At 56.4% G+C, this 14,096-nt stretch carries 6 protein-coding genes and 1 tRNA gene; 5 read left to right on the top strand and 2 right to left on the bottom strand.

The window, feature by feature from the left end; translation table 11 throughout:
- Positions 1 to 307: 307 nt before the first annotated feature.
- Together ACR0L4_RS14600 and ACR0L4_RS14595 are read left to right on the top strand one after the other, a co-directional pair.
- Positions 308 to 565 carry a YjhX family toxin gene (locus ACR0L4_RS14600; RefSeq protein WP_170752467.1) on the top strand — a complete coding sequence of 86 codons (258 nt, stop codon included), beginning with the start codon at positions 308 to 310 and terminating at the stop codon, positions 563 to 565.
- A 9-nt stretch (positions 566 to 574) separates the two neighbouring features.
- Positions 575 to 1,096 carry a GNAT family N-acetyltransferase gene (locus tag ACR0L4_RS14595; RefSeq protein ID WP_170752470.1) on the top strand — a complete coding sequence of 174 codons (522 nt, stop codon included), beginning with the start codon at positions 575 to 577 and terminating at the stop codon, positions 1,094 to 1,096.
- 435 nt (positions 1,097 to 1,531) lie between these two features.
- Here ACR0L4_RS14595 and ACR0L4_RS14590 read toward each other — a convergent pair.
- Together ACR0L4_RS14590 and ACR0L4_RS14585 are read right to left on the bottom strand one after the other, a co-directional pair.
- A tRNA-Ser gene (locus ACR0L4_RS14590) sits at positions 1,532 to 1,621 on the bottom strand.
- Positions 1,622 to 1,983: 362 nt separating this feature from the next.
- Positions 1,984 to 2,625: a TetR/AcrR family transcriptional regulator gene (locus tag ACR0L4_RS14585; RefSeq protein WP_480513741.1), complete on the bottom strand. Its 642-nt coding sequence runs from the start codon at positions 2,623 to 2,625 to the stop codon at positions 1,984 to 1,986.
- Between the two features lie 87 nt (positions 2,626 to 2,712).
- Between ACR0L4_RS14585 and ACR0L4_RS14580 the strand changes: the two genes are divergently transcribed.
- The 3 genes from ACR0L4_RS14580 to ACR0L4_RS14570 all read left to right on the top strand — a co-directional run bounded on the left by ACR0L4_RS14580 (position 2,713) and on the right by ACR0L4_RS14570 (position 13,972).
- Positions 2,713 to 3,873 (top strand): efflux RND transporter periplasmic adaptor subunit, encoded by a 1,161-nt coding sequence (locus tag ACR0L4_RS14580; RefSeq protein ID WP_480513739.1) that lies wholly within the window; start codon positions 2,713 to 2,715, stop codon positions 3,871 to 3,873.
- Positions 3,874 to 3,885: 12 nt separating this feature from the next.
- Complete coding sequence (locus ACR0L4_RS14575) at positions 3,886 to 7,029, top strand: efflux RND transporter permease subunit (protein ID WP_480513737.1); 3,144 nt, start codon at positions 3,886 to 3,888, stop codon at positions 7,027 to 7,029.
- Positions 7,030 to 7,510: 481 nt separating this feature from the next.
- Entirely contained in the window at positions 7,511 to 13,972 is a 6,462-nt protein-coding gene (locus ACR0L4_RS14570; RefSeq protein ID WP_480513735.1) for a choice-of-anchor I family protein, read from the top strand.
- The last annotated feature ends 124 nt before the right edge of the window (positions 13,973 to 14,096 follow it).

Raw genomic sequence — 14,096 nt, 5'->3', positions numbered from 1 at the left:
AGTCAGCAATCCACCACCCGATGATCCCACCAAGCACTTGGTACCCCGCGCTGTTCAAAACGTTCAGCACACAACAGTATTTTGATCTTTAGACCATCTGAGACAGCTTGACACACAAGTGACGGCTGACTACCTCCAAAGAAGCTGGAGGCATGCCGCCTCGTGCAACGGAGATTTTATGAAAGAGACCCGGGCATAACGCCCGTTCCTGGCGACCCAAATACAGGAACACAAACATTGATAGGCACACTCACGCGCCATGCTGAGTGGACCTGTTTCTGTACTTTCGTAAGATCGAGACATCCCAATGAATATTTCAAAGCACGAACAACGTGTTTTGCACGAACTCGCCCTGGGCGGATCAATCCATCATAAGCGCTTGGAAAACGGCAAAATCCAAGACGTCACTTGCTATACGCGCGATGGCCATATCCTCGCCGACTGCACCACGGGCGTCTTCAAGCGCCTTTTGAAGCGCCGTTTCATACGTTCGAAAAACGGCAGCCCCTATCGCGCATCCGCGTTGGGCATCAAATCCGTGCGTGCGCAAATGAACCAGAGATAGGAGAAAACCATGAACCAAACAGAAATCGAAGCGATATCACGTATTCATCGCCTCGCATTTGGCGACGCAGAAGGACCCGAAGTGGCCCGGCTTGCCGAAGACTTCTTGGCGCTTTCAGACACGATCTCGATCAGTGTCAGACGCGACGGAGAGATCGTCGGCAACGTGCTGTTCACGCCATTTGTGTTCGAGGATCACCCAATGGCCAAGTGTTTCTTGTTAGCCCCATGTGCCGTTTCGCCGAACTACCAGGGTCAAGGCGTTGGCAACGAATTGATGGAAAGAAGCATCGCACACCTCACTTCAATCCACGCAGACGCTGTGTTTGTGTTGGGTGTGCCTGGTTTCTACCCACGATACGGTTTTGTTCCGACAGACAAGCAAACACCCTATCCCAAGCTGTTGACCTTACCAAATTCTTGGATGGAGCTTGAGTTGAACACCGGATCCGCCAAAGCATTGGGTGGCAGAACAATCGCTGTCGCACCGATCATGGAACCTGGTTTTTGGGATACGTCCGCATATGGTTGAACCCACGGAACAGATACCGAGAAGCATCGGGCAGCACGTGCTTGATCGTGGAGACATCCGAAACCAATCATTTTGCCTTTGCGCAAACCCTATGAGTTCGATGACTACGACGACGGGGCGCACAGTCGTGACGTCCTGGCAGCCGGAAAAAAACTGATCATACGACAGCCACTGTAGTTGTCTCATGCCCTTCGCCAGCCATTTGGCGGAGGGCACCGCATGCCATATGAAAAAATGATCAGACAGCCCTCAATGAGAAAGTCGATCAAGGTGATCACTTGGTCCACGCCACAAATAAAGGGGCAATGTTTGGCGGGCAGGAAAATCCGAGGATCGTATGGTAAGACTGAGAGTCAGAGACTATTGGAATGCCGCAGGCGCAGAAAAGCACCTACAATTACATCACATTAAGGGTATTCACTTATATTGTTTAGGTGGCGGAGACGAAGGGATTCGAACCCTCGAGACGGTTTCCCGCCTACTCCCTTAGCAGGGGAGCGCCTTCGACCACTCGGCCACGTCTCCGTCGGTGGGTGTAGTCGATTTGATCGAATGAACACAAGGGCTTTCGCGGAAAAAATTTTGGAATCTGTCCGTCACAGAGATTTGTGATTTTCGCAGGTATTCTACGGCGATCGGAAAGCTTGTTCGGAATTTCCGTGCAAAATCCATGCGAGTGTGCCCGACCCGTTCGTCTCAGCATCTACGCAAAATCGAAGCGACAGACGCATTCCTCCAGATCACAGGCAACATCGGAAAAGCTTTCTAGGCTCATACCGACGGTATCGGACCCGACCGGTTGCAGGCTTCTGGTCTTCATAAAAGGTGCCTCACCGCAAAGCCTTGGTCTCAAAGGTCCAGAATACCAAACTCCGGCAAAGCGGACATCAACGCAGCATTCTTTCAGATACATCTTCGAGAAGATCATGCAAATCGAACTCGTGGCCTTTTTCCGCAAGACCTCTGTCGCGCAGTATGAAAGACAGACCGTGTACAAAGCTCCATAACAGAAACCCCCGGCGGCGAACTTCATCTGTGATGCCTGTTTCGCCCAGGCATTTTGCGACCTCAGTCAAAAGAATCGCAAAGCTTTGTTGCCCGCCTTCTTCCAGACGGGGATCTTCGATGCGATCCGTGAAGCCGCCGAACTTAAGCCGGAAAATTCCCGGTTCGCTCAGGGCAAAAGCAACGTATTCCATACCGATTGCGGTAATACGCTCGGGTGATCCTTCGGGAATACCGTCCAGCGCGGCAAGCATTTTGCGGCGATGCCGGCCCATCCCCTCAAGCACAGCGGCAACCAGCATTTCTGTCTTGTCTTTGAAGTGCTTATAGGGTGCCGCAGTAGAAACGCCAGCCAATCTGCAGGCTTCGGAAACCGAAAAGCTATCGGGACCTTTTTCTTCGACCAACTGTCGGGTTGCTTCGATGAGCGCCGCGCGAAGATCACCATGATGGTAGGCTTTTTTCTCTACCGGGCGCATATCCAATTGGCTACCCGGCGCGAGATTTTTTTCAGTACTCGTCATGATCCAACATGTGGCAGATTACGTATCCCTTGTCAAAGTGAGAACTTCTAACATATGTTAGAGATGCTAACTTGGTGAGGCCCGCAAATGTCGAATCCCGGAAAAACCCGCTCAGAAACCGCCCGGAAAAACCTGCTTTCGCGCGTAGTGCGCGGTACGCTTCGACTGGGTTTGACCGTCAGCGTTATCGCAGTTGCAGTCGCCGCCGTGAATTTCGGGGCGTCCGAACTGTCGCGTAGAGCCGATGCCGTACCCGCACCGGATGCCGCCGCCGTGACCCCGGTTTCCGTGACGCCCATCAAGATCGAGAGTGAATATACCGTTGATCGCGTCTTTATTGGCCAAGTCGAACCCCAACGGTCAGCGGATATCTCGTTCGAACTGAACGGCAGGCTGGATCAAATCCTGGTGGATGAAGGGGATGAAGTGGCAAAGGGTCAACTTCTCGCGACATTGGATATCGCGCTGCTGGAGGTCGAGCGCGATCGTCTGACGGCGTCACGCGATGCCATCGTCGCGCAACTTGACTTTGCACGGAAGACCGTCGGGCGAAACGCCAAGCTCATCGAACAGGGCTTTACCAGCCAGGCCCGTCTGGATGAGGCAATGGCACAGCAGGATGAGTTGTTGTCCAGAATCGGAGAACTGGATGCGGCATTGCGCGACGTGACGGTCCGGATAGAAAAATCCAGCATTGAGGCACCTTTTGCCGGCCAGATTACCACTCGGCAGGTGGATGGGGGCGAGACATTACGCTCGGGCGCAGTGGTGCTGGGCATGGTCGAACTCGTTTCGCCTCAGGTTCGAATAGGCATCCCGCTGGACGTTGAACCCGAACTGCTGTCGGATGTCGAGATCGAGATCGCCAACAGAAGCTATCGCGCGACCTTGGCAACGCTGCGTCCCGATATCGATCCTGTTACCCGCACGCGGACAGCTTTGTTCGACCTGAAGAACGGACCGGATGTGGCATTCGGGCAGACCGCACGGGTACACATCCTGAATTCCGTGGAAAGCCCCGGAACCTGGGTTCCGACAACCGCCCTGCATGAAGGGACGCGTGGGCAGTGGACATTGCTGGTCTCGGATGCCGAGAAAACAGTACGCTTGGCAACGGTCGAGGTGCTTCACGCGGAGAATGACCGCGTGTTCGTTCGGGGGCAGTTTCCCGCTGGTACCGTCCTGATCGATCAAGGACCCCAGCGCGTGACCGTTGGTCAGCGCGTGGCCTTCGGCACCAACGAGTAACGGAGCGTTCTGATGGAAACCCTTACCTTTCGCCACCCCAGACTTGTTGCTCTGATCATCCTGGTGCTTGTATCCTCGGGGCTGTCGTCCTTTTTGTCGCTCGGGCGGCAGGAAGATCCGACGATTACCAACCTGTTCGCAACCGTGACGACGCAGTTCCCCGGCGCTGATCCTGAACGCGTCGAAGCGTTGGTCACGTCAAAAATCGAGGAAGAGCTTCGGAAGATCGCCGAGGTGGACGAGATCGGATCGGTGTCCCGTTCAGGCGTTTCGGTGGTCTCGGTTGAACTGCTCGAGACATTGGACGAAGCCTCAATAGAACAGGTTTGGGCCGAGGCGCGGGATGCCGTTGACGATGCCAGCCAGAATTTCCCGGTGGGTGTTCTGCCTCCGGACTTCGATTCCGAAGGCATTGCAGCTTATTCCGCCGTCATTGCAGTGGCAGCTGAGGCACCGGATTTCTCGGTCACGTTGTTGTCGCGTCATGCCGAAGCTCTGGGCGACCGTCTGCGCGCGATACCGTCAACGCGGGCCGTTGAATACTTTGGTCAGCCGGATGAGGAAGTCCTTGTCAGTGTCGACATGGACAAGGCGGCGGCATTGGGGCTGAGCGCCACCGAAATATCGCGGCGCATTGCCGAGGCTGACGGCAAGGTTCAGTCCGGCAGGCTGCAATCCGACGTGGATCTGACCATCAATATCAGCGGTGAAATCGAAACACTGGATCGCATCCGAAGCATCGTCCTGCGTGAAAACGCCGAAGGTGCTGTGGTGCTGCTGGGCGACATCGCCAGCGTGGATCGGGGCGCGCGCAAGCCGCAAAACTCTATTGCATTCGCCAACGGCCAACCCGCCGTTCTGGTGGGTGTTCTGGCACAGAGTGGCGTTCAGATCGACCGTTGGACCGGCTTCCTGAAGGACGAGCTTGAAGCAGGCGCTGCGTCCGTCCCCTTGGGTATTCAGGAAGTCCTGCTATTCGATCAAAGCCAATATACGACGGATCGATTGACCGAGGTTGGTATCAACATGGCAATCGGTGTGGCGCTGGTGGTTGCAGTTTTGTTTGTGACGCTGGGTGTGCGGGCGGCGGCAATTGTGGCTTTGGTGCTGCCGGTCGTTTCTCTGGCCACGCTGGCCTCCATGAACATGATCGGTTTGCCCATCCATCAGATGTCTGTCACGGGTCTGATTGTGGCTTTGGGTTTGCTGGTCGACGCGGCCATTGTGATGACGGATGAAATCCGGCGTCGCTTGCAGGAGGGGATGGAACGTCTGGCAGCGGTACGGGACGCTGTACGCCGTTTGGCTGCACCCCTGTTGGCGTCGACTGTCACAACCGCGCTGGCTTTCACGCCAATGATCCTGCTTCCTGGTGGAGCCGGGGATTTTGTCGGGGCCATCGCTATCGCTGTGGTGCTTATGCTGGTTTGGTCATTGATCGTTGCTTTGACCGTGACGCCAGCGATTGCCGGATGGGTTCTGTCCGACCGTCCGGACGCCGGGATGCTGAGCCGGGGTATCAGTATTCCGCCGCTTGCCAGACTGTTCGAAGCCTCCATTCGGTTGTCCGTGTCCAACCCGGTGCGGTCCATTGCCTTGGCTCTGGTTTTACCCGTGCTCGGTTTTGCCGCCTTTCCGACACTGACCGCTCAGTTCTTTCCGGGTGTCGACCGCAACCAGTTCTATATCGAGATCGACATGCCCGGTGGGACATCAATTGCCACCACGGAAGCTACCGCGCGGCAGATCGACGAAATCCTGCTGGCCGATGAGGGGGTCAAAAGCGTCTATTGGACCGTGGGTGAATCCGGTCCGTCCTTCTACTACAATATTGCCGGCAGCCGCTCGCGCGAGCCGGGTTTTGCGCAAGCAATGATCACAACCGACACTGCAGCCGACGCTGCACGTCTTGTTGGTGCGTTGCAAAGCCGTCTGGACAATGAGTTTCAAGATGCGCAGATCATTGTGCGCAATCTTGTTCAGGGCCCGCCGGTTGCCGCACCTGTCGAAGTCAAGATACAGGGGCAGGACATCGCAGTTCTTCGGCACTTGGGCGACGAAGTCCGCTCGGTCATGGCGAACCTTGATTTGGTGACGCAGGCACGGGCAAGCGTAAACGGCGGCAATCCCCAGATCCGGTTTGAAATTGATGAGGTCAAAGCCCGTCTGCTGGGGCTGGACGTGGCGGATATCGCGGGTCAGCTGGATACTGCTTTGGTCGGCATTACCGGAGGCTCCCTTCTCGAAGGGACCGAGCAACTGCCTGTTCGTGTGCGCTTGGGAGACGAAGTCCGATCGGACCTGAGAACAATCGTCGGCATGCCCATTCTGCTTCCAAACGCGGCCGAAGTCTCTGCAACCGGAGTGTTTCCGGCGGTCCCGCTGTCAGAATTGGCCCGGCTGATCATTGAACCCGCAGAAAGTGTCATAACCCGAACAGATGGCATCCGCGAAAACACCATTCAGGCGTTCATTGTACCGGGCGTGTTGCCAGAAGAGGCATTGCAGGACGTGCTGCAAGCGCTGGATGCGTCCGGGTTTGCGCTGCCGCAAGGCTACACGATGTCACTGGGTGGTGACAGCGACGCGCGGTCGAGTACGGTCGGAAATCTGATGGCGTCGGTCGGATTGATCGTAACACTGTCATTTGCGACCATTGTTCTGACCTTCAACTCCTTCAGGCTGACATTGGTCACCCTTGTGGTCTGTGTGTTGTCTGCTGGTCTTTCCATACTGTCGCTGGCGATCATGCAGTTCCCGTTTGGTATTCAGGCCATCATCGGCGTGATTGGTTCGATTGGCGTTTCCATAAACGCAGCAATCATCATTCTGACCGGACTGCAGCAAGACCGGCAAGCAAGCAGCGGCGATCGAATGGCCATGGCGCGCGTCGTAACTGGTTCCAGCCGTCACATCATCTCGACAACGGTTACGACCTTTGGTGGCTTCTTGCCGCTGATTTTGGGTGGAGGGGCGTTCTGGCCACCCTTCGCGGTCGCCATAGCAGGAGGCGTTTTGCTGTCGACGGTTGTTTCATTCTACTTCACGCCGCCTGTTTTTGCCTTGGTGTATCGGGGCAGGTTCAAAAAACCGCGCGTGTTCACGCACCAAAATCCCGAACCCGGCAATTCAGTTGTGACGCTGGTGGCAGAATGAAATTGCCGTTTGATTGATGCGTTTTCTACCCGGGCACACAGACACTGTTGACGCTGACCGCCGCAAAGTTCGCAGCGGGACAGCATTGCAGTGGTGCCGGCATCGCGGGTCAAGCTGAAGACGTACAATTCGAATTTATGCAAAGCTCTCTTCTCGACATGTTCGCCGAGGGGCCGTGGGTTCGGTTCCCTGTTGCTAGGGCAGGAGATTCTTCGCGCGATCTCAAACGTTCCCGAGTCTCGCTGATCGGAAAATACAAGGTCGCACATTCGGTTGTCTGTCGGTCTCCCGACGCCGTCGACCCTTGTCCAACAACCGGGCTCAAGCTCAAAAATCGCGTGTCGCAACTTTGTTATAAATTTGTCAAAAATGTGTCTCTTGCCTTTCAAAAACCAATGAGAGGGTCCGGTCCATTGTCGTCTGACTAACCGAACGTTCCTACGGATCAAAAGTTCCGTTCTTGGCTTTGAAAGGCACCACAATGAATGCTTTTATCAGTGAATTCCAACCCAACCCTGCCGGCTCTGACGCTGACACTCAAACGATTGAACTTTTTGGCCCGGCTGGCGAGACCTTCTCGGCCTGGCTTTTGAGCATCGAAAGCGACCAGGGCGGATCGGCGGGAACAGTGGATCGCGCATTTCAGGTGAACGGCACATTTGATGCATTTGGTATTCTGACTGTAGACGTTCCCGATCTGGAGAACCCCAGCTTTACATACGTTTTGGTTGATGAATTCACTGGGTCGGTTGGGGATGACTTTGACACTGATGATGACGGCATATTGGACGTCGATCTGGCCGCGTTTGGTATCACCCAGGTTCATGACGCAATTGGAATCCCCGATGCCGAGGCTGACGAAAGCTTTGTCTACGGCGCGCAGCTGGGCGGAATTGACTTTGACTTCACCGGCGCCGAGCCGGAACGCGTGTTCCGCAGCGGATCGGACGGTGCGTTCTATGCCGTCAACGTGATTGGCGACAGCCAGGTTTTTAGTACCAGTGGTACCGCGATCAGTGTCAGCGAATTCACCGAAAACCCGGCAGATGCCACGAGTTTTGGTGAGGTCAACGCCTCGTTTGTGGCAGCTGAAAGCGCATTTACGCTGGAATTGCTTCACTTTACGGATCAAGAGGCAAACGCCGCAACCATCGACAACATCGACAACCTGTCCGGTGTTTTGAATGCGTTGCGCGCCGAGGATTTGGGCAATGACGGGCTGGTTGACAACACGTTGACCGTGTCGTCAGGCGACGCCATCATCCCCGGCCTGTTCTTCGACGCGTCCGAGGCCGTCTTTGGCGCGCAAGGAATTGCAGACATTCAAATCCAAAACGAACTGGGCGTTCAGGCCATCGCACTGGGCAACCACGAATTCGATCTGGGTACAGGCCTGTTGGCGGGTCTGATCGACGGCTCGGCACCGGGTGATTTTTCGGCGCTGACAAGTGGTACGGCGCTGGATGGGCAGGATTTTACCGGCGCGGCTTTCCCATACCTGTCTGCGAACCTCGACTTTTCAACCGATCCGAACCTGGCCCCGCTGGAAACCGCTGGTGGACAGGATGCGGCGACGCTGAGCAATGTTGTGACCTCGTCCACGGTGTCGGATGTGAATGGTGAACTCATTGGTATTGTTGGTGCAACGGTTCCGACCATTCGCTCGATTTCCAGCCCCGGCGACGATCTGGGGATTGCACCCGACTGGGCCAGCGGCACCCCGACCAGTGAAGAGCTGGATGCGCTGGCAGCCATTCTGCAGGCAGAAGTTGACCAGTTGCTGGCCGACAATCCCGATATGAACAAGGTCGTTTTGCTGTCGCACATGCAGCAGATCACCATCGAACAAGAGCTTGCAGCACGTCTTGAGAATGTCGACATCATCGTCGCAGGCGGATCGAACACCCGTCTCTTTGACGACAATGACCGCATTCGGGACGGCGACAGCGATCAGGGTCAGTATCCGTTGTTCATAGAAAATGGCGGTGGCACCACAACAGCGGTGGTCAACACGGATGGCAACTACAAATATGTCGGGCGTCTGGTCATCGACTTTGACAAAGATGGCAACATCATACCAACCAGCTATGATCAGGATGTCTCGGGTGCTTATGCGACCGACGATCAGGGTGTTGCGGACCTGAACGCCGAAGGTTTGATTGATCCGGAAATCGACGCAATCACCGATGCGATTCAGGCGCAGATCGTGGCGACCGAAAGCAATGTATACGGCGTTTCGAACGTATTCCTGAACGGCAACCGCTCGGGCACCTTTGCGGCGGATGATCCCGACGGCGTGCGCACGCAGGAAACCAATCTAGGCAACCTGACCGCTGACGCAAATCTGGAGTATGCCCAAAGCTTTGACGACACCGTGGTTGTTTCGATCAAGAATGGCGGCGGTATCCGGGCAAGTATCGGTGAGATCGTTGTGCCGGCGGGCGGTACCGAAGCGGTGCGCTTGCCGAACTCGGCCGTGCTTGACGAAAACGGGGTCGAGGTGAAGCCGGAAGGCGGCATCAGCCAAAATGACATCGCGACAACGCTGGCGTTCAACAATGGTCTGACCCTGCTCGACATGACCGGGCAAGAGCTGAAGGACTTTCTGGAAGGGGCCGTGTCCGCGTTGCCAACCGGCGTTTCGGGTGGCTTCCCGCAGCTATCCGGTCTTCGGTTTTCGTTCGACGAGACCCAAACGGCACAGACCTATGATGTCGATGGCAATATTCTGGTGGCCGGTGAACGCGTGATCAACGCAGGCATCTTTGACGAGAGTGGCGAACTGATCGCCGAGATCGTGCGCGACGGAGAGGTCGTCGGGGATGGCAATGAAACCTACCGCGTCGTGACGTTGAACTTCCTTGCCAATGCAGGTGACGAAATCCTGTCGAACCTGTCCAACCCGAACCGGGTGGACCTGATCGATCTGGATGGTGACGGCGTTGACGACGACCTTTTCACCGGGGACGCGGTCTTTGCTGCGGATGGCAGCGAGCAGGATGCGCTGGCCGAATATCTCGATGACAATTTCCCGGACGCAGAAAACGCCTTTGATCACGTCGACGTTGGCCCCGAAGGTGATCTGCGTATCCAGAACCTGAGCTTTACCGAAGACACGATTTTTGATGATGCGCCTGATCCAGAACCGGTGCCCGAGGCAACCGGAGATGTGATCTTTGAACAGGTTGCCATTTTCCAGGGCGAAGGCGAAGAGTCCGGTGATGGTGATGGCGCGGCTGAGTCTGTGGCGCATGAAGGCGGCAAACTATATGTGACCAATGGCGCGCAGGATCGCATCGATGTTTTCACCATCCCCGACTCAGCGGGGGCGGAACCAGCTCCGGCGGACGCGATCGATCTGAGCGGTCTGGACGGGTACGACGGGGTACAGTCGGTCGCTGTCAAAAATGGCGTCGTAGCGGTCGCAATCTCGCGTGCTCCGGTTGAGACATCGGTTTTCGGTGGTGCGGCAGTTCTGTCGCAGGCGGGTTTTGTTGCTCTGTTCGATGCGGAGACTCTGGAGCTGCTGTCGACCATTGATGTCGGCAACTTACCCGACCAACTGACCTTCAACGAAGACGGCACACAGCTGCTGGTCGCGGGCGAAGGTGAAAAGAACGACGACAGCGACAACGACGACAACCCGCTGGGGACAATCGCTATCATCGACACCACCGACCCGACTGCGCCGAGCGCTGAAATTCTGGACTTCGCCCAATTCAACGGTCTGGAAGATCTGGCTCGCGATGCTGGTATCCGCATTCAGGACGGCGTCAGCTTTGCCGAAGATGTTGAGCCGGAATACATCGCAATCAGCCCCGATGGTACAACGGCCTTTGTCTCGCTGCAGGAAAACAACGCTATCGCCAAGATCGATCTGGCCACCAACACGGTTGCCGACGTCTTCTCGCTGGGCACTGTAGATTTCAGTGGCGAAAGCGCGCTGGACGCCGATGACAATGGCGAAATCAACATCACCAACTTCGACAATCTGGTCGGGTTCCGCATGGCGGATGCGATTACCTCGTTCGAAGTGAACGGCCAAACCTTCATCACCACGGCAAACGAAGGCGACAGCCGCGACTTTGACGAAGACCGTGTGGGTGATCTGGCTGAGGCCGGTCTGATCGACGAAAGCGTCGACATCACCGGGCTTGAACGTCTTGAGGTTTCGACCATTGATGGTGACACCGATGGCGACGGTGACATTGATGTGCTGCACATCTTCTCGTCGCGGTCCTTCTCGATCTTCGATGCGGATGGCAATCTTGTCTTTGATTCCGGTTCCCAGTTCGAACAGATCATTGCCGATCTCGCACCCGAGCGGTTCAACGACGATGACGGCGACGATGGCGAGGATCGTTCGGACGCCAAGGGCCCCGAGCCCGAAGCAATCAATGTCGGTGAAGTTGGCGGTCGTCTCTATGCCTTCATCGGGCTGGAGCGCGACAGTGGCATCATGATCTACGACATCTCTGAGCCTGAAAATGCGTTCTTCGTGAACTACATCCCGCCGCTGCATGTGGACAATGCGCCAGAAGGTGAGCCTGCACTGCATTCGCCTGAGGTGATTGCCTTCATCTCTGAGGATGAAAGCGGCACGGGCAATGCGCAAATCGCAGTGTCCTATGAGGTCTCCGGAACAACGGCTGTCTATGATCTTGTTTCGGTCAATCCAATCGTCACGATCATGGATATTCAAGGTGAAGGACACCTCTCGGACTACGAAGGGCGCACGGTCACGACCACGGGTATTGTCACGGCGGTCGATACCAACGGCTACTACCTGCAGGACGCCGAAGGGGATGGCAATGACGCCACCTCGGACGGTATCTTCATCTTCACCGGCTCGGCCCCAATCGTAGCCATGGGCGATGAGGTCACCGTATCCGGCGATGTGTCCGAATTCATTCCGGGCGGCGCAGGAACCGGCAACCTGTCGATCACGCAGATCAGTGTCAACACCGAAGAGGTTTTGTCCTCTGGCAACACGCTGGACGCATTGGTTCTGGGGGCAAATGGGCGTCCGATCCCGACCGAAGTGGTGATCTCGGAAGGTGAAACACCGGTCAATCTGCAAACCGATCCTGGCGCCTTCAATCCGGGAACAGACGGCATCGATTTCTACGAAAGCCTCGAAGGGATGCTGGTCACTGTGGACAACCCGGTCGCCATCTCGGCCACCAACCGGTTTGGTGAAAGTTGGGTTGTGGCAGACGACGGCGAAGGCACCACGCCGGGCCTGAATGACCGGGGTGGTCTCAACCTGAATGCAAATGCAGACGGTTTGGGCGATCTCAACCCCGAGCGAATTCAGATCCAGTATGACAGCGGGTTGTTGCCCGAAGGCTTTACCGGGCCCGAGCTGAATGTCGGCGACAACCTCAGCAATGTGACTGGCGTGGTCGGATACGGCTTCGGCAATTATGAGATCAACGTGACCGAGGCGTTCGCCGTCGAACAACCGACAGCGAACACAGCCGAAGTCACCGAGATTGCCGGGTCAGACAGCGAACTCACCGTTGCGACATACAATGTACTCAACGTCACCTCGAACGAGGCCGATGGCGACGCGGATCAGATCGCGCAACTGGCGCAGCAAATCGTCAACAATCTGGGCAGTCCGGATATCCTCGCTTTGCAAGAGATTCAGGACAATTCGGGTGTAACCGATGACGGCACACTGGATGCGGATGAAACCCTGCAGGCCATCGTTGATGCCATCGCGGCAGCCGGTGGTCCGGTCTACAGCTTCCAAAGCGCGGTTGTCGACGAAGACGGTGAAAACGGCGGTATACCGGGCGGCAACATCCGCAACGCGTTCCTTTACAACGAAGAGCGGGTTGAGGCGAACAGCTTCCTGACACTGGAAAGCAATGTGCTGACGGATCTGGGCGTCACCAATCCCGATGCGTTCGAAGGCTCACGCGATCCGCTGCTGGGAGTGTTCACCTTCAACGGTCAGGAAATCACGCTGATCAACAACCACTTCTCGTCGCGCTTTGGGTCCGAGCCGATTTTTGGCGGACCGCAGCCCTTCAATCAGGGCGGTGAAGATGAGCGTGAGGCGCAATCCCTGACGATCAACGAGGTTGTGGATGGCTTGTTGGCCAATGACCCGGATGCAAGTGTTGCGGTTCTGGGTGATCTCAACACGTTCGACTTCACCGATGAACTGACCGAAGATTTGCCGGGCGTCGGGGATGAGAAGGTCCTGACCAACCTGATCGACAAAGCGGAAGGGGACGAAGCCTACACCTTCAACTTCCAGGGCAACTCTCAGGCGCTGGACCACATCTTTGTCACCGACAGCCTGCTGGACGGCGCAAATGTCGACTTTGTTCACGTCAACGTGGACTTCGCGGATGCGACATCAGATCACGAGCCAATTGTCGCCAGCTTCACGTTGGAGGCGCCAGAGGTCGAAGGTCAATTCCTGATCGGCACGCGCAAGAAAGACGCGCTGGAAGGCGATGCGGGTGACGATACCATCCTGGGCTTGAATGGGCGCGACCTTCTGATCGGCAATGACGGCGACGACATCATCCTGGGTGGCCGTGGCCGCGACATGATCAAGGGAGGCGACGGCAATGACTCGCTCTTCGGTGGTCGTGGCCGCGACGAGATCTCTGGTGGCGAAGGCGATGACCTGATCAACGGCGGGCGCGGCCGGGACAAATTGGACGGCGGTGCGGGGGATGACCTCTTCATCAATGTCGATGGCGGGGATGTTTTCCACTTCGCCGGCGACTTCGGCAACGATGAGGTCTATGGTGACTCGGTCGAGATCGACCAGTTTGTCTTTGCCAATGCGGATCTGGATGACATCGAAGTTGAACAGGTCGATGGTGCCCATGTCGTGACTGTCAGCGGGGAAGAAACCTTTGGGACCGTCACGATCTTCGGCGCTGAATGCGACGACAACTGTCTGATCTTCGCGTAAACCCGCATCAGGGCCGGTGGTGCCAGCACCCCGGCCCTGACGCACTGAGCAGTGGAAAGACCGCAGAGCTTCAAGTCGAGATTGGCCGTCTCACTCATGGTCTCCAATGGGCGATTTGGACCGA

The sequence above is a fragment of the Ruegeria sp. AB5 genome (genome assembly GCF_056542645.1).
This window is presented reverse-complemented; position numbering and strand designations above follow the sequence as displayed.